Source organism: Microbacterium salsuginis, assembly GCF_012524205.1.
Classification (GTDB): Bacteria; Actinomycetota; Actinomycetes; order Actinomycetales; family Microbacteriaceae; genus Microbacterium; species Microbacterium salsuginis.
On the sequence record NZ_JABACI010000002.1, the window covers coordinates 193,595 to 218,789 of the forward strand.

General features: G+C 69.6%; 28 protein-coding genes and 1 tRNA gene. 10 read left to right on the forward strand and 19 right to left on the reverse strand.

Going from position 1 to position 25,195, the window contains the following annotated elements; all coding sequences use genetic code 11:
• Window positions 1-6 precede the first annotated feature (6 nt).
• From HF576_RS07985 to HF576_RS08040, 12 genes are all read right to left on the reverse strand, one after another.
• Window positions 7-408, reverse strand: a complete 402-nt coding sequence (locus tag HF576_RS07985; RefSeq protein WP_168912286.1) for a phage holin family protein — start codon at window positions 406-408, stop codon at window positions 7-9.
• A gap of 155 nt (window positions 409-563) precedes the next feature.
• Complete coding sequence (prfA, locus tag HF576_RS07990) at window positions 564-1,643, reverse strand: peptide chain release factor 1 (protein ID WP_168912287.1); 1,080 nt, start codon at window positions 1,641-1,643, stop codon at window positions 564-566.
• Window positions 1,644-1,672: 29 nt separating this feature from the next.
• Window positions 1,673-3,766, reverse strand: coding sequence for a transcription termination factor Rho (gene rho / locus HF576_RS07995; protein ID WP_205835057.1), 2,094 nt, complete (start codon window positions 3,764-3,766; stop codon window positions 1,673-1,675).
• Between the two features lie 157 nt (window positions 3,767-3,923).
• A complete protein-coding gene (thrB, locus tag HF576_RS08000) occupies window positions 3,924-4,871 on the reverse strand; it encodes a homoserine kinase (protein WP_168912288.1) in 948 nt (315 codons plus the stop codon).
• Window positions 4,868-5,959, reverse strand: coding sequence for a threonine synthase (gene thrC, locus HF576_RS08005; RefSeq protein ID WP_168912289.1), 1,092 nt, complete (start codon window positions 5,957-5,959; stop codon window positions 4,868-4,870). Before thrC ends, thrB begins: the two co-directional genes overlap by 4 nt.
• Before the next feature lie 5 nt (window positions 5,960-5,964).
• Window positions 5,965-7,278: a homoserine dehydrogenase gene (locus HF576_RS08010; protein WP_168912290.1), complete on the reverse strand. Its 1,314-nt coding sequence runs from the start codon at window positions 7,276-7,278 to the stop codon at window positions 5,965-5,967.
• Window positions 7,275-8,696: a diaminopimelate decarboxylase gene (lysA, locus tag HF576_RS08015; RefSeq protein WP_168912747.1), complete on the reverse strand. Its 1,422-nt coding sequence runs from the start codon at window positions 8,694-8,696 to the stop codon at window positions 7,275-7,277. The genes HF576_RS08010 and lysA overlap by 4 nt, the downstream gene beginning before the upstream one ends.
• 182 nt (window positions 8,697-8,878) lie before the next feature.
• Window positions 8,879-9,688 (reverse strand): LmeA family phospholipid-binding protein, encoded by an 810-nt coding sequence (locus HF576_RS08020; protein ID WP_168912291.1) that lies wholly within the window; start codon window positions 9,686-9,688, stop codon window positions 8,879-8,881.
• A 4-nt stretch (window positions 9,689-9,692) separates the two neighbouring features.
• Complete coding sequence (argS, locus tag HF576_RS08025; protein WP_168912292.1) at window positions 9,693-11,360, reverse strand: arginine--tRNA ligase; 1,668 nt, start codon at window positions 11,358-11,360, stop codon at window positions 9,693-9,695.
• 12 nt (window positions 11,361-11,372) lie between these two features.
• Window positions 11,373-12,308: an SRPBCC family protein gene (locus HF576_RS08030; RefSeq protein WP_168912293.1), complete on the reverse strand. Its 936-nt coding sequence runs from the start codon at window positions 12,306-12,308 to the stop codon at window positions 11,373-11,375.
• Entirely contained in the window at window positions 12,305-12,631 is a 327-nt protein-coding gene (locus HF576_RS08035; RefSeq protein WP_168912294.1) for an ArsR/SmtB family transcription factor, read from the reverse strand. Before HF576_RS08035 ends, HF576_RS08030 begins: the two co-directional genes overlap by 4 nt.
• Before the next feature lie 58 nt (window positions 12,632-12,689).
• Entirely contained in the window at window positions 12,690-13,544 is an 855-nt protein-coding gene (locus HF576_RS08040; protein ID WP_168912295.1) for a transglutaminase domain-containing protein, read from the reverse strand.
• Window positions 13,545-13,645: 101 nt separating this feature from the next.
• On the opposite strand from HF576_RS08040, the gene HF576_RS08045 reads away from it, so the two are divergent.
• The 5 genes from HF576_RS08045 to HF576_RS08065 all read left to right on the forward strand — a co-directional run bounded on the left by HF576_RS08045 (window position 13,646) and on the right by HF576_RS08065 (window position 16,585).
• Window positions 13,646-14,458, forward strand: coding sequence for an SGNH/GDSL hydrolase family protein (locus HF576_RS08045; protein WP_168912296.1), 813 nt, complete (start codon window positions 13,646-13,648; stop codon window positions 14,456-14,458).
• A gap of 44 nt (window positions 14,459-14,502) precedes the next feature.
• A tRNA-Arg gene (locus tag HF576_RS08050) sits at window positions 14,503-14,578 on the forward strand.
• A gap of 425 nt (window positions 14,579-15,003) precedes the next feature.
• A complete protein-coding gene (locus HF576_RS20110) occupies window positions 15,004-15,576 on the forward strand; it encodes a CGNR zinc finger domain-containing protein (RefSeq protein WP_205835058.1) in 573 nt (190 codons plus the stop codon).
• Window positions 15,577-15,838: 262 nt separating this feature from the next.
• Complete coding sequence (locus HF576_RS08060) at window positions 15,839-16,108, forward strand: hypothetical protein (RefSeq protein ID WP_168912297.1); 270 nt, start codon at window positions 15,839-15,841, stop codon at window positions 16,106-16,108.
• A 57-nt stretch (window positions 16,109-16,165) separates the two neighbouring features.
• Window positions 16,166-16,585 carry an ester cyclase gene (locus tag HF576_RS08065; RefSeq protein WP_205835059.1) on the forward strand — a complete coding sequence of 140 codons (420 nt, stop codon included), beginning with the start codon at window positions 16,166-16,168 and terminating at the stop codon, window positions 16,583-16,585.
• 24 nt (window positions 16,586-16,609) lie between these two features.
• Here the strand turns inward: HF576_RS08065 and HF576_RS08070 are convergent, their stop codons facing one another.
• Window positions 16,610-17,125, reverse strand: coding sequence for an AAA family ATPase (locus HF576_RS08070; RefSeq protein ID WP_168912298.1), 516 nt, complete (start codon window positions 17,123-17,125; stop codon window positions 16,610-16,612).
• 144 nt (window positions 17,126-17,269) lie between these two features.
• On the opposite strand from HF576_RS08070, the gene HF576_RS08075 reads away from it, so the two are divergent.
• Window positions 17,270-17,683: a hypothetical protein gene (locus HF576_RS08075; RefSeq protein WP_168912299.1), complete on the forward strand. Its 414-nt coding sequence runs from the start codon at window positions 17,270-17,272 to the stop codon at window positions 17,681-17,683.
• Window positions 17,684-17,716: 33 nt separating this feature from the next.
• On the opposite strand, the gene HF576_RS08080 is transcribed toward HF576_RS08075, so the two are convergent.
• The 4 genes from HF576_RS08080 to HF576_RS08095 all read right to left on the reverse strand — a co-directional run bounded on the left by HF576_RS08080 (window position 17,717) and on the right by HF576_RS08095 (window position 20,902).
• Entirely contained in the window at window positions 17,717-18,571 is an 855-nt protein-coding gene (locus HF576_RS08080) for a PHP domain-containing protein (protein ID WP_205835060.1), read from the reverse strand.
• A gap of 40 nt (window positions 18,572-18,611) precedes the next feature.
• Window positions 18,612-18,776, reverse strand: a complete 165-nt coding sequence (locus HF576_RS08085) for a hypothetical protein (protein WP_168912300.1) — start codon at window positions 18,774-18,776, stop codon at window positions 18,612-18,614.
• Between the two features lie 87 nt (window positions 18,777-18,863).
• Window positions 18,864-20,573, reverse strand: coding sequence for a vWA domain-containing protein (locus HF576_RS20730; protein ID WP_168912301.1), 1,710 nt, complete (start codon window positions 20,571-20,573; stop codon window positions 18,864-18,866).
• A gap of 188 nt (window positions 20,574-20,761) precedes the next feature.
• Window positions 20,762-20,902, reverse strand: a complete 141-nt coding sequence (locus tag HF576_RS08095) for a hypothetical protein (protein ID WP_168912302.1) — start codon at window positions 20,900-20,902, stop codon at window positions 20,762-20,764.
• A gap of 165 nt (window positions 20,903-21,067) precedes the next feature.
• Between HF576_RS08095 and HF576_RS08100 the strand changes: the two genes are divergently transcribed.
• The 4 genes from HF576_RS08100 (at window position 21,068) to HF576_RS08110 (ending at window position 23,707) form a co-directional block, all read left to right on the forward strand.
• Window positions 21,068-22,300: a hypothetical protein gene (locus tag HF576_RS08100; RefSeq protein ID WP_168912303.1), complete on the forward strand. Its 1,233-nt coding sequence runs from the start codon at window positions 21,068-21,070 to the stop codon at window positions 22,298-22,300.
• 144 nt (window positions 22,301-22,444) lie between these two features.
• On the forward strand, window positions 22,445-22,570 hold the full coding sequence (locus HF576_RS20580) for a hypothetical protein (RefSeq protein ID WP_277348843.1): 126 nt from the start codon (window positions 22,445-22,447) through the stop codon (window positions 22,568-22,570).
• Window positions 22,571-22,573: 3 nt separating this feature from the next.
• Window positions 22,574-23,248 (forward strand): DUF6766 family protein, encoded by a 675-nt coding sequence (locus HF576_RS08105; protein WP_168912304.1) that lies wholly within the window; start codon window positions 22,574-22,576, stop codon window positions 23,246-23,248.
• A gap of 114 nt (window positions 23,249-23,362) precedes the next feature.
• Window positions 23,363-23,707, forward strand: coding sequence for a DUF7882 family protein (locus HF576_RS08110; protein WP_168912305.1), 345 nt, complete (start codon window positions 23,363-23,365; stop codon window positions 23,705-23,707).
• A 23-nt stretch (window positions 23,708-23,730) separates the two neighbouring features.
• On the opposite strand, the gene HF576_RS08115 is transcribed toward HF576_RS08110, so the two are convergent.
• Window positions 23,731-24,720 carry a cation diffusion facilitator family transporter gene (locus tag HF576_RS08115; protein WP_168912306.1) on the reverse strand — a complete coding sequence of 330 codons (990 nt, stop codon included), beginning with the start codon at window positions 24,718-24,720 and terminating at the stop codon, window positions 23,731-23,733.
• The gene (locus tag HF576_RS08120) at window positions 24,717-25,190 is read right to left on the reverse strand and encodes a transporter substrate-binding domain-containing protein (protein ID WP_168912307.1); all 474 of its coding nucleotides are present in this window, start codon (window positions 25,188-25,190) and stop codon (window positions 24,717-24,719) included. Before HF576_RS08120 ends, HF576_RS08115 begins: the two co-directional genes overlap by 4 nt.
• Window positions 25,191-25,195: the final 5 nt, after the last annotated feature.

Sequence of the window (25,195 nt, forward strand, 5' to 3'; positions counted from 1 at the left end):
CTCGCGTCACGCCCTGCGCGCGTCGCGCCGGTCGTCCTTGATGAACAGCGGCGGAACGAGCCAGGTCGCGACCGCCGTGACGATCCACACGATGAGGGGCGCGACGATCCAGGCCAGCGGCTGCGAGATGCCGATTCCTGCGCCCGGGATCAGCACGACGATGACGATGGAGATGAACGTCGAGAGGATGCCGATGCCGCCGAGCAGCGCCGGCGCGTGGCGGCGCGTCAGTCGCGACACGAGCGGCGCGAGGACGCTCTGGATGAGCGCGAAGATCAGCACCGCGAGCACGAAGCCCCACCAGTCGTTCCAGTGGATGTGGAACCCCTCCAGCAGGAGATCGGCGAGGATGAGGCCGAGCGCGGCCGAGACGATGAACGTCAGGGCACGGATCACAAACGCGAACACGTGCCGACCCTATCGCCACGACGCCAGTTGCTCCGGCATCCGGTCGCCGGTCGGTGCACAGAATCGGAGAGTTCTGGCGACACACCGCGTCGCGGCATCCGGTCCGGCGGTGTCGGCCGATACGCGGCTCGGTGCGGGTCCGGCCGGAGGACGGGTCAGTCGTCGGCGCCGAGGGCGGCCAGACGCGCCTCTTCGTCGGCCTGGATCGCGGCGTCGACCACGGGTCCGAGTGCGCCGTCCATGACCTGGTCGAGGTTGTACGCCTTGTAGCCGGTGCGATGGTCGGCGATGCGGTTCTCGGGGAAGTTGTACGTGCGGATGCGCTCGGAACGGTCCATGCCGCGGATCTGCGACCGGCGGGCATCGGATGCCGCGGCCTCACGCTCCTCCTGCTGACGGGCGAGCAGCCGGGCGCGCAGCACCCTCATCCCCGCCTCGCGGTTCTGCAGCTGCGACTTCTCGTTCTGCATCGACACGACGATGCCGGTCGGCACGTGCGTGATGCGCACCGCCGAGTCGGTCGTGTTGACCGACTGCCCACCCGGCCCCGAAGAGCGGAACACGTCGATCTTGAGGTCGCTGGGGTTGATCTCGATCTCGTCCGGCTCGTCCACCTCCGGGAAGACCAGCACACCGGTCGTCGAGGTGTGGATGCGGCCCTGCGACTCGGTCGCGGGCACGCGCTGCACGCGGTGCACGCCGCCCTCGTACTTCAGGTGCGCCCACACTCCCTGCGCGGGGTCGGACGAGGAGCCCTTGATCGCGACCTGGACCTCCTTGTAGCCGCCGAGGTCGGACTCGCTGCGTTCGAGCAGCTCGGTCTTCCATCCCTTCGACGCGGCGTACTGCAGGTACATGCGGAGCAGGTCGGCGGCGAACAGGGCGGATTCGGCGCCGCCCTCGCCCTGCTTGATCTCCATGATCACGTCGCGGGCATCGTCGGGATCGCGCGGGATCAGCAGACGCCGCAGCCGCTCCTGAGCGTCTGCCAGCTTCTGCTCCAGCACCGGGACCTCGTCGGCGAACGCGTCGTCCTCACGGGCGAGCTCGCGCGCGGCATCGAGATCAGCGGATGCCGCGACCCAGTCCTCGTACGCCTTCACGATCCGCGACAGCTCGGCGTAGCGCCGGTTCACCCTCTTGGCCCGCGCCGCGTCGGCGTGGACCGCCGGGTCGGAGAGCTCGGCCTGGACCGCGGCGTGCTCGTCGATCAGCCCCTTCACGGAGTCGAACACGGTGCTCCCCTGCTCACTGGCCTCGCGGCTCAGCGGATGCTGTTGTCGTGCGCGTGGCTGTGCCCGCCGCCGTGCGCGTCGCGTGCCGGAGCCGGGATCGACTTCTGCATCTGCACGAGGAACTCGACGTTGGACTGCGTCTCCTTGAGCTTGCCGAGCACGACCTCGAGCGCCTGCTGAGGGTCGAGTCCGGCCAGCGCGCGGCGCAGCTTCCAGGTGATCTTGACCTCATCGGCCGAGAGCAGCATCTCTTCGCGGCGGGTGGACGACGCGTTGACGTCGACTGCCGGGAAGATGCGCTTGTCGGCGAGCTGACGGTTCAGGCGCAGCTCGCTGTTGCCGGTGCCCTTGAACTCCTCGAAGATGACGTCGTCCATCTTGGAGCCGGTCTCGACGAGCGCGGTCGCGAGGATCGTGAGCGATCCGCCGTTCTCGATGTTGCGCGCGGCGCCGAAGAAGCGCTTGGGCGGGTACAGCGCCGAGGCGTCGACACCGCCGGTCAGCACTCGACCCGAGGTGGGCGCCGAGATGTTGTAGGCGCGGCCCAGGCGGGTGATCGAGTCGAGGAGCACGACGACGTCGCGACCGAGCTCGACCAGGCGCTTGGCACGCTCGATGGCGAGCTCGGCGACCGTGGTGTGGTCTTCGGCGGGACGGTCGAACGTCGAGGCGATGACCTCGCCCTTGACCGTGCGCTGCATGTCGGTGACCTCTTCAGGCCGCTCGTCGACGAGCACGACCATGAGGTGGACCTCGGGGTTGTTCGTCGCGATCGCGTTCGCGATCTGCTGCAGCACGATCGTCTTGCCGGCCTTGGGCGGTGCGACGATGAGACCGCGCTGGCCCTTGCCGATCGGAGCGACGAGGTCGATGATGCGCTGCGTCAGCTTCTCGGGCGCGGTCTCGAGGCGCAGGCGCTCCTGCGGGTAGAGCGGCGTCAGCTTGCCGAACTCGACACGCGTCGCGGCGTCGTCGACCGACAGGCCGTTGACCGCGTCGACCTTCACCAGCGCGTTGTACTTCTGGCGGCTGGACTGCTCGCCCTCGCGCGGCTGCTTGATCGCGCCGACGACCGCATCGCCCTTGCGGAGGTTGTACTTCTTGACCTGGCCGAGCGAGACGTAGACGTCGCTGGGACCGGGCAAGTAGCCGGTGGTGCGCACGAACGCGTAGTTGTCGAGCACGTCCAGGATGCCGGCGATCGGGATGAGGACGTCGTCCTCGCCGATCTCGGTGTCGAACTCGTCTCCGGTCTGGGTGCCGCGGCGCTTGTTGCGCTGGCGGTTGCGGCCGCCGGACTGGGGCTGCTCGTCGTCGGCGTCGGCCTTGGCCGCGTCGCCCGAGGGCGCCTGAGCCTGAGCCTGCTGGTTCTGCGCGCCCTGACCGGTCTGACCGCCTTGGGCGGCGCCGTTCTGTCCACGGTTGCGGCTGCGGCTGCGGCTGCGGCCACGACCGCGGCCGGTCGTCTCGGCGCTGTCGCCCTCGGCGGGCTGCTCGCCCGCCTCAGCGGGCGCTTCGGCGGCGTCGGCGGGCGCGTCGGCGGTCTCGGCCTTCTCCGCCGTCTCCGCCGTCTCGGCGGGGGCCGCGGCCGTGGCGTCGGCGGATGCCTCAACCTCGGCGGCAGCCGGGTCCGCGGTCTCGGCTGCCGGCGCGGCCGCCTCGGCGACCGGCTCAGCGGGTGCCTCGGCCGGCGTCTCGGCCGGTGCGGCGGCCGCGGCCGCGGCATCCGTGCTCTTGGCGCGGCGCGGGGCGCGCTTGCGCGGCGCCTTCACCGGGGCGGGCTCCTCGACGGGCGCGGCCTCGGCGGCCGGAGCCTCGGGCTCGGCCGGCGCAGCGTCCTCGGCCGGAGCGGCGTCCTGAGCGGGCGGCTCCTCGGCCGGAGCCTCAGGTGCGGCCTCTTCAGCCGGCGCAGCGTCCTCCGCAGGCGCGGCCTCGGCCGCGGGAGCGGGAGCGGCCGGCTCGGCAGTCGTGTCGGCGTCCGCAGACGCGACGGTGGTCTCGACGTTCTCGGCGTCGGGCGCGTCCGCGCGCTCGTCGGCCTGGGCGTCGGTGTGGATCTCGGAGATGGACTCCACGAGTTCTCCCTTGTGAAACGAACGGTGGTGCACGATCGCACGGCGCATGCTGCTCGGCAGCTTCTCCCCGGTGATCGGCGGGCTGATCAGCCCGTCGGATACCTGTCGACGGCATGAGAGACCGAGATGGTGCTCAGAGACCTTCGGCAGGTTCGGGGGTCGTGCAGTGGATTCGCAGAATTGCGACGGAGGCCAGATTCACGTGTTACGTGGAACCCTCCGCGTACTCCCTCACTGTACCACCCTTGAAGTCGACGGCGAGCATGAGGCCCTCCCACGGGGTGTCGGTGACGGTCTTCGCGAGGGCTGCTGCCTCGAGTCGGCGGCCGGGCCCGTCGGCCAGCACGAGGACGCTCGGTCCGGCACCGGAGACCACGGCCGCGAAACCGTCGGCGCGCAGCGCGCGCACCAGCGCATCGGTCTCGGGCATGGCGCTCGCGCGGTAGTTCTGGTGCAGCTTGTCCTCGGTCGCCGCCTGGAGAAGCTCGGGGCTCTGGGTCAGCGCCGCGATGAGCAGGGCCGAGCGGGAGACGTTGAACACCGCGTCCTCACGAGGCACATGCAGCGGCTGCAAGCTGCGCGCGAGCTTGGTCGACATCGTGAACTCGGGCACGAACACCAGCGGCGACACGCCGCGGTGCACCAGCAGCTTCTTGTGCTGGGGCACGCCGTCGTCGACCCACGCGATCGTCAGGCCGCCGAACAGCGCCGGAGCGACGTTGTCGGGGTGACCCTCGAGCTCGGTGGCCAGGCGCAGCAGCGCATCGGGACCGAACTCGACATCACCCTCGAGCAGCCCCTTGGCCGCGAGGAGGCCCGAGACCACGGCCGCTCCCGATGAGCCGAGGCCGCGCCCGTGCGGGATCACGTTCCTGGCGACCAGCCGGAGCCCCGGCATCCGTCGTCCCACCGACTCGTAGGCGAACGCGATCGCGCGCACCACCAGGTGGGAGGCGTCGCGGGGCACGTCCTCGGTGCCCTCGCCCTCCACGGTGATCTCGAGCTCGCCCTCGGGCAGGGCGGTCACGTCCAGCTCGTCGTAGACGCTCAGCGCGAGACCCAGGGTGTCGAAGCCCGGGCCGAGATTCGCGCTCGTCGCCGGGACCCGGACGACGATCCGTCGCCCCGGCTCCGGAGAGACGGCTGCGTTCACGTGGTGGCCTGGACGGGTGCGAGATCGAGAACGGATGCCACGTCCGACGTGGACGCGTCGACCACGGTCGGCGCGACCTGGCTGCCGTCCGCGTTGCGCAGGGCCCACTGCGGGTCCTTCAGGCCGTGGCCGGTGACCGTGAGCACGACACGCGCGCCCGCGGGGACGACGCCCTGCTCGACGCGGTCGAGGAGGCCTGCCACGCTGATCGCCGACGCGGGCTCCACGAAGATGCCCACCTCACCGGCGAGCAGCTTCTGAGCGGCGAGGATGCGGTCGTCGTCGATCGCGCCGAACCAGCCGTCGGTCGCCTCGCGCGCTTCGAGGGCGAGCTCCCACGACGCGGGATTGCCGATGCGGATGGCGCTGGCGACCGTCTCGGGGTTCTTGACGATCTCGCCACGCACGAGCGGCGCGGAGCCCTCGGCCTGGAAGCCGAACATGCGCGGCACGCGCGTCGAGACGCCGGACTCGGCCTCTTCGCGGTATCCGCGCGTGTACGCCGTGTAGTTGCCGGCGTTGCCGACCGGGATGAAGTGGAAGTCGGGGGCGTCGCCCAGCTGCTCGACAACCTCGTACGCCGCGGTCTTCTGCCCGTCGATCCGGTCGGGGTTGACCGAGTTGACCAGGTGCACGGGGTAGTTGTCGGCGAGCTCGCGCGCGATCTCGAGGCAGTCGTCGAAGTTGCCCCGGATCTGGATGAGGCGCCCGTTGTGCGCGACGGCCTGGCTGAGCTTGCCCATGGCGATCTTGCCCTCCGGCACGAGCACCGCCGCGGTGATGCCGGCGTGAGCGGCGTAGGCCGCCGCGGACGCCGAGGTGTTGCCCGTCGACGCGCAGATCACGGCCTTCGCGCCGTGCTCGATGGCGCGCGAGACCGCGACGGTCATGCCGCGATCCTTGAACGAGCCGGTCGGGTTCATGCCCTCGAACTTCACCCAGACGTCGGCGCCGGTGCGCCGCGAAAGGGCGGGGGCGGGGAGCAACGGGGTGCCGCCCTCGCCGAGGGTGATGACCGTCGAGGTGTCGGTGACACCCAGCCGGTCGGCGTACTCGCGCAGGACTCCGCGCCAGACGTGTGCTGCCATGTCGGTCAGTCTCCTTCCACGCGCAGGACCGAGACGACGCGCTCGACGACGCCGCTCGCGGCGAGACGGTCGACCGTCTCGCTGAGGTCCTGCTCCAAAGCCTTGTGTGTTCCGATGACGAGCCGCGCGATGCCGCTGCCCGCCTCGCCGTCGCCGACGACGGTCTGCTCGACCGTGGCGATCGAGACGCGCCCCTCGCTGAGGATGCCGGCGACCGTCGCCAGCACGCCCGGCTGGTCGTCGACCTCGAGAGTGATGTGGTACCTCGTCGTGACGCGTCCGACCGGCACCACCGGCAGGTTCGCCAGTGTGGACTCGCCCACGCCGACGCCGCCTGCGATGTGGCGGCGAGCGGCCGAGACGACGTCACCGAGCACGGCGGACGCGGTCTGCACGCCACCGGCCCCGGCGCCGTAGAACATGAGGTTCCCGGCTGCCTCTGCCTGCACGAAGACCGCGTTGTTCGCGCCGTGGACGCTCGCCAGCGGGTGCGCACGATCGATGAGCGTGGGGTACACGCGCACCGAGATGGACTCGCCCTCGGGGCCGGTGAGCCGCTCGCACACGGCGAGGAGCTTGATGACGTAGCCGGCGTGCCGTGCGGAGTCCATCATCGACTTGTCGATCGCCGTGATGCCCTCACGGTGGACCGCATCCAGCGGCACCGCCGTGTGGAAGGCGAGGCTCGCCAGGATGGCCGCCTTCTGCGCCGCGTCGAAGCCCTCGACGTCGGCGGTGGGGTCGGCCTCGGCATAGCCGAGGCGCTGCGCGTCGGCCAGGACGTCGGCGAACTCGGCGCCTTCGGTGTCCATGCGGTCGAGGATGTAGTTGGTCGTCCCGTTGACGATCGCCATGATGCGCTGCACGCGGTCGCCCGCGAGCGAGTCGCGCAGCGGCCGGATGATCGGGATGGCCCCCGCGGCGGCGGCTTCGTAGTAGACCTCGGCGCCCACCTGATCGGCGGCGTCGAAGATCTCGGGACCATGGGTCGCGAGCAGGGCCTTGTTGCCCGTGACGACGTCGGCGCCGGAGTTGATCGCCTGCAGCACGTAGGTGCGAGCAGGCTCGATGCCGCCCATCAGCTCGATGACGATGTCGGCGCCGACGATGAGCGTCTCGGCATCCGTCGTCAGCAGCTCCCGCGGCAGCTCGACATCGCGTGGGGCATCCACGTCGCGCACGGCGATGCCGACGAGCTCGAGACGGGCGCCCGCACGATCGGCGAGTTCATCGGCGTGCTGGCGCAGCAGCCCGGCGACCTGCGAGCCGACCGAACCGGCTCCGAGCAGTGCGACGCGAAGACGTCGGTAGTCGGTCATGCGATCCCTTCCGTGGGGGTCGTGGTGAGTCCGGCGTCACGTGCGAGCAGGTCGTCGACCGTCTCGCCGCGCACGATGACGCGCGCCTCTCCCCCGCGCAGCGCCACGACGGGCGGGCGGGGGACGAAGTTGTAATTGCTCGCGAGCGAGAAGCAGTACGCCCCGGTCGCAGGCACAGCGAGCAGGTCCCCCGGGGCGACGTCGCCGGGCAGGTACTCGGCATCCACGACGATGTCGCCCGATTCGCAGTGCTTGCCGACGACGCGCGAGAGCACCGGGTCGCCTTCGCCGGCGCGCGAGGCGATGCGCGCCGAGAACTGCGCCCCGTACAGCGCGGGCCGCGCGTTGTCGCTCATACCGCCGTCGACGCTCACGTACAGGCGCGTCAGGCCGCCGTCGAGCGCGACGGGCTTGGTGGTGCCCACCTCGTAGAGGGTGACGCCGGCACGTCCGACGATGGCGCGACCCGGTTCGAACGCGAGATTCGGCATGGGGATGCCGCGCACTTCGCACTGGCGAGCGACCGCGTCGGCGATGCCCACCGCCAGTTGCTCGACCGGGGTGGGGTCATCGACGGATGTGTACGCGATCCCGAAGCCGCCGCCGAGGTTGAGCACCGGCAGCTCCCCGCCCTGCAGCAGTTCGGCATGCAGCTCGACGATGCGGGCCGCCGACTCCTCGAACCCGGCGGTGCCGAAGATCTGCGACCCGATGTGGCAGTGGAGGCCGACGAGCTCGAGTCCCGGCAGCTCACGGATGCGATCGGCTGCGGCCGCGGCATCCGTCAGCGTGAAACCGAATTTCTGATCCTCGTGTGCCGTCGCGAGGAAGTCGTGCGTCTCGGCGTGGACGCCGCTGTTGACCCGGATGAGCACCGACTGCTTCACGCCGCGCCGCTCGACGATCGCGGCCAGCCGTTCGATCTCGATCGGACTGTCGATCACGATCGAGCCGATACCCACCTCGACGGCACGCTCGAGCTCGGCGACGGACTTGTTGTTTCCGTGGAAGCCGAGACGCGACGGATCCGCGCCCGCCGCGAGCGCGACCGCGAGCTCGCCGCCCGTGCACACGTCGACGGCGAGGCCCTCCTCGGTCACCCACCGCACCACCTCGGTCGTCAGGAACGCCTTGCCGGCGTAGTACACGCGGGCCTGCGTGCCGTGAAGTGCGGCGGCGGCGCGGAACGCATCCAGCGTGCGGCGGGCGGTGGCGCGCACTTCGTCCTCGTCCACGACGTACAGCGGCGTGCCGAATCGCTCGCGCAGCGCGGTCGCCGGGATGCCGCCCAGAAGCAGGACGCCGTCCTCGTCTCGAGCGGCGGTGGTCGGCCAGACGGCGGGGACGAGCTCGTTCGCGTCGTCGGGGCGCCTCAGCCACGCAGGAGCGACGGAGCGAGTATGCGGGTCAGCGGACACGGGGGACCAATCGATGGGAGCTTCGACGCTGTCGCCGTCCGGATACCGGGTGCGGCGCGATGCCGCGGCCGGAAGGGTCACGCGCCGGGCAGTGCTTGAAGTCTAGGGCACACCGCATCCGTGCCCCCGTCCGTGTGACGCCACGAGACCGTTCGACCGCCGCCGAGCCATGACGGACACGCTCAGTCGCAACTGCCTTCGGCGCGGAGTGCCGGATCGGTGGTGATGTTCCCGTCGATGTCGAATCGGGCCACCAGCGTGTCGCCTTCGACGCTGACATCGGTGAGCGTCGCGCCGGCCGGAAGGTACTGCGCGATGCACACCGTCCAGTCCCGCAGCACCGTGTCGGCGACGGCCCCGAACTGGTCGCGCACCGCCTCCGCGTCGACCTCGGCGCCACCCAGGCGCAGCGAGGTCGGCGTGAGGACGATGTCGCCGTCGACGGCGGACGGTATGAGCGACGCGCCCACCGGGATGCTGACGCCGAACAGCTGCAGATCCATCGTCATCGAGACGCCGGGCGCCTCGATCTCGACGGTGCCGGAGGGGAAGCCCTCGATCGTGGACAGCAGGGCGCGCAGCTGTTCCTCGCCGAGCGTGACGGTGGCGGTGGCACCGCTCATGCTGCCGCCGCGGATCGGCACCCCCTGCGCGGTCACAGTCACATCACCGGCGAAGCCGCCGACGGCGACATCATCCGATGCGATGGTGATCTCGTCGACCGTGCCCCGGATCAGCTGGGGGATCACGGCGCCGGGGAGCTCGACGTCGATCTGCTGATCGGCAGGGAGCTCCAGCTGCGACTGCACCTGTTCCCGGACGACGCTCACGACGAGCTGCCGGGCGATGGCCTCGGCCGCGAACCATGCGACCACGAGGAGCACGATCACGACACCGAGCGCGACCAGCCACGGCCAGCGGCGACGTCGTGGCGCCTCGGTGTGCTCCCAGTCCGGAAGCGGCAGGGTCGGCTGGGTGTCGCCCGCGCTCACCGGGTCACATCCGCTCGGGCGCGCCGACGCCCAGGAGCGTCAGACCGTTGCGCAGCACTTGACCGGTGGCGTCGTTGAGCCAGCGGCGCGTGTGGTGCACCGGCTCGACCGGCTCATCGCCGAGCGGGATCACACGGCAGTTGTCGTACCACCGATGGTAGAGGCCCGCGAGCTCTTCGAGGTAGCGCGCCACCCGGTGCGGCTCGCGCAGCTCTGCGGCGAAGGCGACGATCCGCGGGAACTCCTGGAGGGCACCCAGCAGGGCCGACTCGGTCTCGTGCGTGAGCAGTTCGGGGGCGAAGCCGGAGCGGTCGACACCGGATGCCTCGGCATTGCGCGTGACGTTGTGGGTGCGTGCGTGCGCGTACTGCACGTAGAAGACCGGATTGTCGTTGGTGCGCTTGCGCAGGATCTCGGGGTCGAGCGTCAGCGGCGAGTCGGCGGGATACCGCGCAAGCGAGTACCGCAGCGCGTCGGTGCCGATCCACTCACGCAGGTCGTCGAGTTCGATGATGTTTCCGGCCCGCTTGCTGAGCCGCGCGCCGTTGATCGACACCAGCTGGCCGATCAGCACCTCGATGTCCTTCGAGGGGTCGTCGCCCGCGGCCCCCGCGAGGGCCTTCAGCCGGTGGACATAGCCGTGGTGGTCGGCGCCGAGCAGGTAGATCTTGTGCGCGAAGCCCCGGTCGCTCTTGCTCAAGTAGTAGGCGGCATCGGCGGCGAAGTACGTGTACTCGCCGTTGGAGCGGCGGATGACGCGGTCGCGGTCGTCGCCGAAGTCGGTGGTGCGCACCCAGACGGCGCCGTCCTCGTCGAACACATGGCCCTGGGCGCGGAGCCGATCGACTGCCTCGTCGACGAGACTCGGCCCGCCGTCTTCGGGCTTGGAGTGAAGTGTGCGCTCCGAGAACCACACGTCGAAGTGCACGTTGAACTTCTCCAGCGAATGCTGCAGCTCGCCGAGCTGGAACTCGTACGCGAGATCGCGAGCGGTCGTCAGCTGATCCGCCTCGGCGAGCTCGAGCAGATCAGGCCGCGACGCCAGAACGCGACGGGCCAGCTCCTCGATGTAGGCGCCGGCATAGCCGTCGTCCGGCGTGGGCTCCCCCTTCGCGGCCGCCAGCACCGACCGACCGAACCGCTCCATCTGCGCGCCGGCGTCGTTGATGTAGAACTCTCGCACGAGCGTCGCACCGCTGGCCTGCAGCAGGCGCGCCATCGAATCGCCCAGCGCCGCCCACCGCGTGTGCCCGATGTGCATCGGACCGGTGGGGTTCGCGCTGACGAACTCCAGGTTGATCGTGTTGCCGCGCTGGGAGTCGTTCGTGCCGAACGCGGCGCCGGCCTCGACGATGGTCTTCGCCAGCGACCCCGCGGCCGCGGCATCCAGCCGGATGTTGATGAATCCCGGCCCGGCGACCTCGACCTCGGCCACACCGTCGACTGCCGCCAGACCGTCGGCGATCTCGGCGGCGAACTCCCGCGGGTTGGCACCGACCGCCTTCGCGAGCTTGAGCGCGGCATTGGATGCCCAATCGCCGTGATCCCGGTTCTTCGGGCGCTCGAGCGGCAGGTCGGCGGCCGTCAGCCCTTCCGACGAACCGGCTCGTCGCGCCTCGGCGAGCGGGGCGACGACGGCGAGCAGAGCGGCGGAGAGGGCATCGGGATCCATAGCCTCACCAGTCTAGTTCTCGCGGCTGCTGACGCTTTCTCCGTTCAGGCGACGCGCCAGGACCCCGAGGACGAAGTCCCAGCCCTGCCGGTACGAGTCGGCGGGCGCCTCATCGCCCCATGGCCCGGTGTGGCGCAGCTCGACCGTGGTTCCCGCATCCGTCGCCTGGAACCGCACCTCGACCGCCTCGTCCTGCGTCGACCCGTCGTCGTCGGTCCAGACCCAAGTGAACGCGAGGCGCGAGCGCGGTTCCACGAGCAGGTACTCCCCTGCGACCGAGAGGCCGTGGCTCGGCGCCGTGATGCGGTAGCTTCCGCCCGGGCGCACATCCGCCTCGACCGACACGTCGTCCCAGTGCGTCCACCACCACGAGGCGAGCGCGTCGCCGTCTGCCCACGCGGCCCACACCTCGCCCACCGGTGCGTCGATCGACAACTGCATCCGAAGTGGATGCGATCGCAGCAGGTCCCAGCGGTGCGCGCGCTGTTCGCTCGGCACGTCCGATTCGTCCGGCGCACCCACGGCTGCGGCGAGTGAGACCAGGTTGGACTCCCAGCCGGCCCCGTACTGCAGCATCCGGTGCGGTCGGAGCCGGTCGTGCTGCACCGTCATCCGGGTCTGCGCGTCCCCGGCAGCATCGAGCCGGATCCGGACGAGGCCGGGATCGTCGTCTCCCGACCACCACGTGTACACCAGCGCCGTGGGCGCTTCGCAGTCCTCGAGCACTGCGCGGCGCACGAGCCCGCTGCCGAGGTCGACCTCGAAGGGGTCCCCGGGGCGACGCGGAGGCTCGCCGACGATGGTGCCGTACCAGCGGGCGATCCGCTCGGGGGTGGTCATGGCGTGCCACACGTCGGCGATCGGCGCGCTGTACACGCGCGAGACCGTGATGGTCTGCTCGGTCTCGTCTCCGGTCAGCGCGCGGACGAAGGGGTCTGCCGTGTTCATCGTTCCTCCTTGAAGCCGCGGCGCAGTTCGGTGTCGAGCGCGTCGAGGCGGTTGGTCCAGAAGCCCAGCTGGGTGTCGAGCCACGCGTGGGCCTCGGCCATCCGCTCGCCGGCGAGCGAGTAGATCCGACGGGAGCCCTCGGCCTTGCTGTGGGCGAACCCGGCGTCCCGCAGCACCCGCAGGTGGTTCGAGACGGCGGGCTGGCTGATCCCGAACTCGTCTCGGATGACGTCGGTCAGTTCACCCGAGGCGCGGTCGCCCCTGGCCAGGAGTTCGATGAGACGCCGTCGGACGGGATCGCCGAGGATGTCGAGCGCGTGCATGCTTCATTAGTATCAGCATCCACTGATATAAACAAGCGCTGATACGAGCCGGGGGGGGTCAGCCGATCTGGACCAGCGTCGCCAGGTCGTCGAGAGCAGGGTCCGACACATCGAGCGATGCGGGCGGGAAGGTCTCGAGACCGTCCGGGGATGCCGCATCCGGAACCACCCACGCGTGCACCCCCAGATGCTCGAGTCCGACGTAGCCGCCGTGGTAGCTGAGGAAGGCGCAGTCCGCGGCGTCGCGCCCTGTCGAGATCCGCACGAGCGACCGGCGGTTCGAGAGCCGCGTCGCGTCGATGACGTACCAGGCGCCGTCCAGATACGCCTCCGCGACGGCGTGGAAGTCCATGGGGCGCAGGCCCGGCGCGTAACAGGCGGCGTAGCGGGCCGGCATGTCCATGGCGCGCAGGAGCGCGATGACGACGTGCGCGTAGTCGCGACACACGCCCTGACCCGTCATCAGCGTGGTCACCGCGCTGTCGGTCCCCTGGCTCAGACCCGGCGTATAAGTGGTGCTGGTGGCCACGAACTCCGAGACCGCCGCGATGAGCTCGTGGCCCGACAGTCCCTTGAACTGGCGGCGTGCCTGCGAGAACACCTCGTCGGACTGGCAGTAGCGGCTCGGACGAAGGTAGGTGATCGCCTCGAGGTCGCTCGTGCGACCGGCCGAGGCGTGCCCGTCGACGGTCGCTTCGTACCGGATCTCGAGGCGTCCGGGCTCACCGGTCAGGCGGTGCAGCCGAGTGCCGGACTGGTCGACGATCTCGGTCGGGGTGAAGACGCGATCACCCTGCGTGAAGGTGAGCCGCTCGCCCGAGAGCGGCACCGCCTGGGCCGCTGCGATCTGCACGATGAGGTCGACGGACGCCCCCAGTTCGAGGTCCATCTCGGCGGTCACGACGCGTTGCACCGAAGTATCCTCGCACGCCGAACCCTCAGGATCGCCCGGCGGTTTGCCCACCTTCTCCCCAGGCGTCAAGACGGCGCGCCGGCGTGACTTACCCTCTATGCATGCACGCGCCCGGTCGCCTCCGCGGACGGCGATGGTGGCTTCCCCTGCTGGGCGCCGCGCTCGCCGTCGCTGCCGTGTGCGCGGTGGCAGTCCTGCGACCCGGAACGGCAGCGGATCCGGTCGCGGCCGGTGGCGTCGAGGCACCCATCGCCGCCGCGGCGCCGGCCGCCCTCCTCCTGCCCGAAGAGGCCCGCGTGCTGGTGTTCGGCGACTCATGGGTCTACGGATCGGCGGCACTCTCGCCCACGCTGGGCTTCGCCTATCGCTTGGCCGACGAGCTCGGCGTCGAGACGCTCGTCGACGGAGTGCGCGGCAGCGGCTACCTCAAACCAGGCCTGGACGGTCCGGCGTACGGCGAGCGCATCGCGCAGCTCGACCCGGCACTCGACCCCGACCTGATCGTCATCGAGGGATCGATCAACGACCGCCGCCTGTACCCGACGGGGTATCGAGAGGCCGTGACCGCCGCCTGGGACCAGCTCGAAGCCCGCTTCCCCGATGCCGACATCGTGGTGCTCGGGCCGGCCCCGCAGGTGCTGCCGGTCGAAGAACCCACACGCCAGATCGACGCCGAGCTGCGCGATCTGGCGGCAGGACGCGGCTGGTGGTACATCTCCCCCATCCAGGAGGAGTGGATCACGACGACGAATTACGCCGCCGTGATCGACAGTGGTCCGATCGGACGCGACCATCCCTCCACGGCCGGTCACGCCTACCTCGCGACCCGCGTGGCCGACGCGGTGCGGGGCATGACGCAGGCGGCGGATGTCGTTGCCGACGCCCCTCTCGACGACGAGCTCGTCGCGCCCTGAGCTGGCGATCCGTCCCGGCTCGGGGTGGTAATCTCGATCGGCACGCCTCCGTAGCTCAGGGGATAGAGCGTTGGTTTCCGGTACCAAAGGTCGCAGGTTCGATTCCTGTCGGGGGCACCAGTCGGGAGTAGGGGTCGCGGGACGTTCAGTCCTCGCGGCCCCTTTCTCGTGACGACACTTTGACACCGCTCGTAGCTGGTGGGTCCCGTTCATCGTCAAGCGAGCGATCCGCGTCATGGGTGCGGCCTCGTGCCCTCTTCGCAGCGACGCCGTCGCGCAGCCACTGCACGAAACCCCTTCGATGCACGACAACCGGCGCGTCCGGCAGCGCGCTGAACATCACGCACCCCTTGTAACGATCCGCATCGTCCGCTCTCGCCCTCGCCATCGTCGCCGCCGCGAATCCGATATCCATCGCTTGCCTCCTGTTTCTAGCTAACTTGCAATAGACGGTAACAGGGGGCTGTGACACCCTAAAATGGTCTTGCCGGTAACAGAACGGGGCGATCATGACGGAGCGGTGGCCCAGATCCGTGGGCGGCGACATGGCACTCGACTTCGCCAACACCGACATCGACTCCGAGAGCGACCGCTCAACCGACGTCCTGCGATCGGTGGAGGAGTTCCTCGCTTGGTGCAGCTATGCCGGCGTGGCGGCGGCATCTTCCGCGCATACCGGCCTGTCCGTCACGGAGGGGCAGTCCCTCCTCCGCTCGGCCGCCGACGTGCGGGCCGCGATCCGGATCGCCGTGGCTGCCCTCGCCCGGCAGCACGGTATCGACGGGACCGCCCTGCGCACCCTCCGGTCGGCCTACGCCGACGCGATCGGCCAGGCCACTCCGACCCTCGACGGCAACCATCTCTCGTGGGCCTGGGAATCCGGGTCGCCCCGAGACGCACTGTCCGAGCTGGTCGCCTCCGCGGTCGACCTCCTCCGCGATCACCCTGCCGGTCGCCTCAAGGAGTGCCCGAGCTGCGGGTTCGTGTTCCTTGACACCACCCGGAACGGCAGCCGCCGGTGGTGCTCGATGGAGGACTGCGGAACCGAAGAGAAGATGCGGCGCTACATCGCCAAGCGGGCTGAAACGCGCGTACGACCGATGAGCCCGTCGCGCTGACCCCGCATTCTCGGAGCGGAGTACCCGGGAGTCATGGCGCGCGTTCCCGAGGGCGCGAGCGGGTGCTCATGTCACAGAAGTGCGTCCGAACCGGCCGAACGGGATGCGTGTCTGTGACGCGCATCGCTCGGTTCGGCCCAGTCACCGGACGCTGCGATGGTCCGGCCGGAGCGATCAACAAGAACAACGCTGTGGGTGTCGACTGGCGGCGCGGCCGCCGCGTTCCGCCGGCTCGCGTTCGCCGACACGAGATAATGGGGCCATGTCTTCCTCTGTCGAACGCCGTTCCAATCCGACTGCCTGGGCCGCGTTCTGGTTCGCCCTCGCCGGCCTCGTGCTCATGCCGATCCCCCTGTTCATCGGGCTGATCCTCGGCGGCGGCCTCTCCATCGTCGCCGCAGTCCTCGCCGTGATCGCACTCCTCAAGGGACTCGCGCGCAGCGGCAAGGGCATCGCTCCCGTCGTGTTCGCCGCCATCTTCATCGCGCTCACGTGGGGCGGCATCTCGATCGGTGGCGGCACCATCTGGTAGGTCGTTCACGCTGACACGGCTTCCGGCTCGCACATCGGCACACCTCGGAACCGGCCGATGCCGACCACACTCGCCGAGAATGATCAGGTGGAACCGTGGGAGATGCGCGAGTGGTACGCGGAGTACCTCGATGCCTGCAATCGGCACGACCTCGACGAGGTCCGATCGCTTCTCGATCCGGCCGTGCGCCGCGCGCATCTTCCCGGCGGCGCCGATGCATGGATCGACGATCTGGCCGACCTGTTCCACGGCTTTCCCGATTGGCGATGGCGCCGCATACAGCTCGTGGTCGAGGACGACCGCGTGGCCGCGCACGTGCGCGGAAGCGGAACGCATCTCGGACCGTTCCGCGGTCTTGCCCCGACTCGACGGCACGTGAACGTCCCCGAGTTCGCCTTCTACCGCATCGCAGACCGCCGCATCGTGGAATTCACCGGCACCGAGTCCGTCGAGCTCCTCGCGCTGCTACAGCAGTAGGTGCAGGTGCCGAAGCCAGTCGCGTCAGGACGCGCTCCAGCCGATGGCCCGCAGCACGTCGCGCGCCGCGTCCTCCTCGCTCCGGTTGTGCGTGGAGACCAGAACGTCGCGGATCTGCTCCAGATCCGTGCGTCCGGAGTGGTGGTCGACCCAGGCGCGTAATGACTCGCGCCACTCCTCGGTCGGCTCCCGCTCGGTGACTCTCGCCTTGAGCACATCGATGGGGGCGGTCAGCTCGCAGACGACGAAGGATGCTGCCGGCACCGCTGCCCGCAGCTGCTCGAGTCGCTCCGCGTCGGCGATGACCGTGGGGATGATGACACGAATGCCCGGCACCTGCGCGTAATTCGGCCAGATCGCGGCCAGATTGGCGAGCCAGAAGTCCCGGCGCGGCGCCGGGAAGATGAGGTTCAGCTCGTCGACGTCGATGACCGCGTGAGGGATGCCGTCGGCCCGGAGGTACTCGGAGATCGCCCGCGCCAGTGTGGTCTTGCCCGAGCCGGGTGAGCCGTGCAGGATCAGGACGCTCGCGGAACTCACCCGGCGACCATACCAACCGCACGATCGCCCCGATGCGCTGCGACCGCCGGCTCGGCGCGCGTTGGTCGGCAGGCTGGCTGGGCGCGAACACGCGAATGCTACAGTTTCGGAAATCAGGGTGCCGTGTCCGCAAAGGGGACGACGATGAAGTTGAAGACGCTCGCTGCGGTGCCCGTCGCGGTGGCCGGGCTCACCGTGATCCTGGGAGGCTGCGCGTGGACCGGCGGATCATACGCAGCGCTGGACCGCGACCGTCAGCCGTCGGATGAGCTGCCCGACGTCGTCGAAGAGGCCGGCTCAGACATGGATGCCGATTCCGCGCGATACGTCGGTGAGCACGATGGCGTGGAGTTCTGGCTCGCACGGACGGATGAGCCCGAAAGCGTATGCCTTGTCGTCTATCCGAATGACACCGACTGGGTGACCGGATGTGGCGGGTACGGCAGCCGGCTCGGCGTTGGGGGGCCTTCGGGCGACTACGTGCTCCTGCCCGACGGACTTCCTGCACCCGACGACACGACCAAGCTCATAGACAATGTGTACCTCGTGGGCGATTGACGAGTTCGCCAACAGCCTCCCGCGTCTGAGTGATCAGCAGGTCCAGAAGTCTTCGGGATGCCGCCCCGCCCGGAAGCCGAAGTACTCGAGCATCGCTGTCGCCTCGGGAAAGTTCGCAGCGAGCAGGTCAGGGCCGTGGGCGTCACTGCCGAACGTGACGGCACGCCCGCCTTCTTCCTTCCACCACTGCGGCATCCACGGCCACAGACGCTTGGTGTTCATCTCGAGCGCTCGCTCCGATTGGGCGATCGCGCGCATCGCGTCACGGAAGCCGGCCTCGAACCGCCGAGGATCGAACGGTCCCGCTGTCGTGGTCGGCCATGCCCGCACCGCGTAGTCGATGTGGGTGAACACCTCGAACGAGTCCGACCCGGCGACCATCCGCGGGATCTCCTCGAGGTACGCCCACATGACGTCGTCCGCCGCCTCGTAGCGATACAAGGTCGTGGGTTCCGCTCGCGTGCCGGCGACGCCTGGAAGCATATGCAGGGATCCGTTCACGCGGTCGATCACGCCCACGGCGAGGATGTCAGCGGCGCGCGCGTCCCACATGTGAGGCTGCCCGAACTCCACCCCCGTCAGAATGCGAAGCCCGCGGAAGTCGCGACGACACCGCTCGATCTGCTCGAGGTAGCCGTCGAGGTCGAACGTGGGGAGCGTGACATGGCCGTCCGTGTCCACGTACTTCTGAGCGTGCTCGCCGAGGTCGCCCTTCTCGACCCGCCAGTCGTCTTCGAAGTCGAGATGCTCGGTGAAGACGATGGCCGGCAAGCCGATCCGCACGGCCCGTTCGCAGATGCGGATCATGGAGCCTGGTGAAGCCGGATCGGAACCGTGGTCCCACGACCACTCGCTGTGCACATGGGAGTCGGCGGGAAGTGTCACCATCCCGCAGACGGTACTCCGACCGGTGCCGGTGACGCTGGGACTATGCGTGCCGCAGAGCTCGGCTGGTGAAGTAGGTCACCGCCCCGTCATCGTCCTCGACTCCGTAGACCCACTTGCCGGAGGGCGTAGCCCCGACATCGATGATCGTGCCGCGCGAGTGAGGAGTGAAGACGTCGTCTCCGGGCTTGAATGCGGTTTCGGCCATGGTCCGAGCGTATGCGGCCCGCGCTGAAGGTCACCTCCCCCGCAAGACGGACTCTCCGCGCTCCGCATGGCCGTGCACTCCAGATCCCTACCCGCAGTTCGGCCGGCAGCCGCGCTGGGTGACGGCGTCGATCAGCACCGTGCCGATATCGGTCGGCTGGAGCGCCTGGTATGCCGCGCCGTCCGTGGCGGCGGCGATCTGCTCCAGAGCCGCCTGATCGGTGTCGGGACCGTACCCGATGGCGATGACGGCCACCGGCTTCGCCGGGTCGCGCAACGTCTCGAGCTGGGCGAGCAGCCCCGGCAGGTCCAGACCCTCGTCGTCCTCGTTGTATCCGTCGGTGTTGAGCAGCACCAGATTGATCTGACCCGGGACGTAGGTGTCGCGCATGTACTGCACGGCGGCGAGCACGCTGTCGTAGAGCCCCGTCCCGCCGCCGACGAAGCTGTCGAGCCCGTTGGCGGTGTCGATGGTGTGCTGTTTGTGAGCCGCGTCGCTCAACGGACCGAACGGGACGATCTCCTGCCAGTCCTGCCCGCCGATCCGCCGGCTCGAGAACACCCACGTGGCGAGCGAGGAGTCGGCCGAGAGCGAGTTGACCGCGCGCACAGCGGCCTGTTCGAAGAGGTCGATGCGCCGCATGTCGGCGGTCGCCGGCTGGAGCATGGAGCCCGAGACGTCATTGAGAGACAGCATCCGCGACGGCGCAGTCAGCACCTGCCAGGTGCGCAGCACTTCTGCCTGGTTGACACCGTCGGCGGGGTCTGGCGCCGTCTGCTCGGTCTCTGCAGCGGTCGAGTTCGGCGCCGTGCCTGCCGCGTCGCGGAGTCCATGCTCGGCCAGATGGTCGCTTCCCTCCGCCACGGCGGCGGTGAGGGCGTCGACGGCCTCGAGGGTCTCGCCCGTCGCGTCTGCGAGCGTCACGACGGGCATACTCACCGTAGGCTTCACATCGGTCGGATAGATCGGCACAAGCGGGGTCTGCGCTTCATCGCCGTAGTCCAGAACCGCCTGCTCTGTGGTCACCGCGATCGTGGGCGCCGGAGCAGCGGATGCCGCGGCGAGCGCGTCGGCGGCGGTGGGGACGACCCCGGTGTCGAGGCCGAGGACGAGCGCCGTGAAGGTGCGGGCATCTCCCGCGACCGCGGTCTGCAGGGCCAGCAGGGCCGCGGAGCTCGCGGCGACCGTCGCCGGGTCGGGCAGAACGGCGGCAATCGTGCGTCCGGCCAGGCTCGAGAATCCGGAGCCCGCCGCCTCGACCGACGCTGCGGTGGGCTCCGTCGCCGCGAAGACGACGGGCGTGCTTGCCACGACGTCGCCTACGACCAGTCCGGGCGCCTCGACACCCGTGAGCTCCGCCTGCCCGGTCGCCCTTGCCGGCCACATCGCGGAGTCGGGCACCCAGACGTCGAACTCCGGCGTCGCGCCGGCCGCGAGCGCTGCTGCGGTGACCGAGCTGTCCTCGGCATTGATCGCCACGTCAGGGCAGTCGGAGCGAGTCCCGGCCAGGTCGGCGACGACCGCTTCGAGCGCCCCGGCGACCACCGGATCGGCTGTGATGCGGAGCCCGGAGGGCAGGCATTCTCCCGTCGACGCCGGCCGTGCTGTCGATGCATCCTCGGCTCCACTCGACGCTCCGCGCGTGAAGAAGATGCCGAGCACGACGGCGATCGCGATGGCGAGGACCAGGATGACGCCGAGAAGCATCAGCGAGCGCTTCCGCCTCTGGGCGGCTCGCACGGCGGCGCGGGTCGGGGCGTCGCCGCTGGTGGGTGTGTTCGGCTGCACTCGAGTCACATGCACTCCGATGGACGGCGGGTGGTGCCCGCGCTTGGGGGGATACGACGCCGTATCGGGGGGGAAATACGCCATCGTACGTTCGGGGGGATACCCAGTGGAGTATAGGCGACGGGGGCGGAGTCGCCACCGCGATTGGATTCCGGATGCTCGCGGTCGTTTATTTCTCGACGCGGAGAGACTCGGGGCTACGCGGGTTCGGTGGTGCGGATCACGCCGCAGTTCACGCACGACCAGGCGACCAGGAATCGCTCGTCGTCGAGGATCTCGAAGATCAGGGGGTCCCCGCACGTCGGGCAGCCCCGCGGATCTGCCGCCTCTTCCTTCATGATGTCAGCCTACGGACCGGGAGGAAGCCGGGATCGGTTCCTCGTACCGCACGGCCCGGTGAGACTCGCGCCGAACGCAGCAGCAGACAGCCGGCCCCGGCGATGTCATCCACAGCAGGTGAACTCTCAGGCTTCGGTGTCGTCTCGACGACTTAGAGTTCTGGCATGGAACAGTCGGGGGCCGCCGTGACCGAGCCGGTGCCCGATGCGGACGCCACCCCTCCCCTGGCCCAGCCGATCGCCTACGAGGGCACTGCGCCACGGCCGCGGCGCCGACTCCGGCGGGCGACGGTCGTCGGCTGGATCGTCGGCATCGGCGTGGTCGCACTCGTCGCCGTCGGAATCGGCCTCGTACACACCTCGGCACACCGCGAGTTCGACGCAGCGGCCAGCGAGCTGGCGGACGCGGCTGAGATCGAGCGGCAGGCCCAGCGGTCGCTGGAGGGCACCGAGAGCATCGTCGATGCCACGCTGACCGCGTCCGAGCAGATCGTCGCGTCGGCCGCCGACGATCTGGCCGACCCCGCGGCCCGCACCGCGCTGGCCGAGAGCGGTGCGACGGCATCGGAAGCGCGCGATGAGGCATCGGCGATCCTCGAGAACGAGGTCGACGACGCGCTGGCCCTCAAGCCGTTCTGGACGTGGGAGCTCTTCGCCGGGGCATCCGATCTCGACCAGCGCGCAACCGTCGCCGCCGCTGATGCGACAGACCTCACCGGAGCCGAATCCGCCCTCAAGGACTCTCTCGATGCCGTGTCCGAAGCTGCCGCCAGCCTGTTCGCGTCGACGCCACTGGCTTCTGCCGCGCTGGAGGCTGCCAACGTCTCGGCACGCACGTCCGTGGTGCAGGACTTCCGGGATGCCGCGGCCGACGTCGCGCAGCAGACCCGTGCCGACTCCGACGCCGCCGTGGCGCTCTCGGTGTACGCCGCACGAGCGGGCACGCTCAAGGAGTCCGCGCAGCAGGAATTGGCCGAGAAGGCCGGTCCGCTGCTGGCCACCCGGCTCGAGATCGAGGCATACGCACGGTCGATCTCGGGCGGCGTACTGCTCGACTTCGACTGGGCTCCGTTCGTCGCCGGCACCGGTGGAGACGCGGGAATCGGCGGCACCGCGACGTGGGACTCCGCGCGAGGCGGATCATCGACCATCACCCTGTCGCATTCCGTCGCGCAATGGTGGCCCTCGGCCGACGCCCGGGCGCTGGTGACGCACGAGGTCGGGCACTCCATCACCTCGAAGTGCCACGCGCTGTTCGACTCGCAGAACCCCGAGGCGAACGAGGAGTGGGCGACGGCGTGGGCGATCAGCATGGGCCACACCGCCGAGGGCAACGGCGTGCAGGCGTACGGGTACCCGTCGCAGGCGATGATCGACCTCGCCGCGACCTGTCGCTGAGGCTCCGTCGAGCCGCGGGCACGCCCCCGCTGCGGACACCGCTTGCCTGCCGACCCACCGGGTGTCAAGGCCGTGGCACGAAGTCGGCGGAACTCTGAAGATGAGGCATGGCGCACCCCGCCGCGCCGAGAGGAGATCTTCACCATGACGGACTTCACTCCCGAGGAGGAGGGCGGCCGCCGCGGAGAGGCAGTCGTCTTCTGGTCCTGGATCGCCGTGCTCTCGATCGGGCTCGCGTATATGATCCTCATCCCGCTGGGCGGGAGGTGAGCCATGCGTGCGCTACGTGACAATTCGCTCAGCATCCTCTTCGGCGCGCTGTTCGTGCTCGCCCTGTGCGGGCAGTCGGTGGCGGGCTGGCTGGAGAACAACGAGAAGCTGCAGCAGCACGGCCAGCCGGCCGAGAGCTTCGCGGCGTTCGTGACGTCCTCCGAGTTCGTCGTCGACGTCGCGGAGAACTGGCAGTCCGAGTTCCTGCAGTTCTTCCTCTTCATCGCGGCGACCATCTGGCTCATCCAGCGCGGGTCGCCCGAGTCGAAGAAGCCCGGCGACGAGGGCCCGGGCAGCGACGAGGAGCAGTTCGTCGGCGAGCACGCGCAGCCTGATTCCCCCGAGTGGGCACGGGTGGGCGGCATCCGTCAGCTGGTCTACTCCAACTCGCTGCTGCTGGTCATGGGGACCGTCTTCGTGCTGTCGTGGCTGGCCCAGTCGCTCGCCGGCACGGTCGTGATGAACGCCGAGAACGCCGACCACGGGCAACCGCCGATCGCCTGGATCGAATATCTCGGAACACCCGACTTCTGGAACCGGACGCTGCAGAACTGGCAGTCGGAGTTCCTGGCCGTGGGTGCGATGATCGCGCTCTCGATCTTCTTGCGCCAGCGGGGCTCGAGCGAATCCAAGCCCGTCGGCACGCCGCATCACGTGAGCGCCGAGGAAGCGAAATGAGAAGGCCTGGCGACGGCGGACGCACGGGAGGATGATGAAGAACGAGACCCACCGGGCGATCCATTCTCAAGCGATCCCGTCTTCTCGCGTCCGGCGGCCTCGGAGAGGCATGGGATGGGAAAGCTGATCTACGACACCACGGTGAAGGTCGACTTCGACGACCGGACGCTGGCCCACCTGCAGCTCGTCATCGGGACGAAGCTGCGCCGCGGCGAGCCGTTCCACTTCACCTGGCGCGATGACGCCAGCATCGGCGACGGGCGCACCACGGTGTGGGTGCATCCGCGCTGCTCACTCGTGTACAAGTACTACGGGAGCAGGATGCCGCGGCTCAATCCGGCATGGATCGACGCGCTCGCCCACACCGCGAACTCGCCCGCGGGCCTGTACGTCGTGCCCGAGCCGGCCGCGCCGGCGAACCACGAGGAGCGCGTGGTCGAACGCGACCTTCTGGCATGACGTGAAGGAGCGGATGCCACCGCTCAGGCCTCCTGCGGACGCGCCGTCGCAGCGGGCGTCTGCGCTTCGTCGGGGAGCGCGGCCACCGGGACCACCACGACGTCCTGCACCTTCCAGTCCAGCGCGGCGATCGCAGTCCGTGCGTCTTCGAGCTCGCTCACGCGCACGCGGTCTCGGCGCGGCACCACGAACACCTCGATGTGGAACACCTGGCCCATGTCGCGCATGCGCACCGCGCACTCGCTGACCCACGGCATCCCGTCGACGCAGTCCGCGATGCGATCGATGAGCGGGTGCGGTTCGGCGTCGTCCTCGGTGCGCGCCCGCTGATCGATCAGGTCGCGCACGGCGGCTCGCGCGTTGCGCCAGCCGTCCCACACGATGCCCAGTGAGATGAACAGGGCCGCCGCGCCGTCCAGCCACCACCAGCCGACGCCGATCCCGAGCACACCGACGATCGAGGCGGCGTTCGTCTGCCAGTCCGCCTTCGCCATGTCGGCATCCGCGTAGAGCAGCTTGTTGTGCAGCATCGGCGCGAGCTTGGCCTTGGCGTGCCCGTAGAAGAACGGGCCGATGACGATCACGCTCATCACGGCGACCATGATCCAGCCGAGCCACACCGTCTGCCCGAACAGCACGACCGTCCCGATCGACGGGTGGTCGGCGCGGATGAGCCCGCTGATCGCCTCGTAGGCCAGGTTGCCGCCGACGGCGAGGAGGGCGACCCCCGCGACGAGGTGCCCGACGCCCATGACGCGGTGCAGTCCGAACGGGAACGCGCGGGACGGCCGCCGCCGGATGAACAGGAGCGCCGTCAGGAACGCGATCTGCGGGATGAGGGAGAGGATGTCTTCGATCCACGCCGTCTTCATCGCCTGCGAGCCGCCCAGCACGAACGCGACGATCACGATCGTCACGACGGTGTAGGCGATGGTGAACCACTCCCAACGGACCGCGCGGCGCAGTGCTCCCTGCTGCTCGAGCGGCAGGTCGGTGCGCCCCATGGTCTTCATCGGCCGACCTCGTCGTCCAGATACCGCTCGACCGTCGCCTGCCACGCGTTCTCGCCCATGGGCACGAGCATGACCACGGACCGGTCCGCTGCCCCGGGTATCGACGAGTACGCCCGCGTGACGCCGACTCGGTCCACCCACGGCGATTGGTCTGTCATACCGCCCACGGCGATGTCGAGCTCGCCGTTCTCGAGCCCCTCGACCAGCTCCTCCTCACTGGCGACGACCCACTCCACGCGCGCGTCGAGTGAATCGGCAAGGCCCTCGATCAGCTCCGCCAGCGAGCCGCCGACGCGATCCTGCTCCACGGTCACCAGCTGCCCCGACGCTGAGGCGCCGGCACGCAGCTCGCCACCGCGAACGCGATCCAGCGTGCCGTCCGGGTCGGCGGGCACGGTGACGCCGCATCCCGTGAGTGCGGCCACGGCGAGCACGACCCCCACCATCATGCTTCGCCGCCGCGCACGCATCGGGA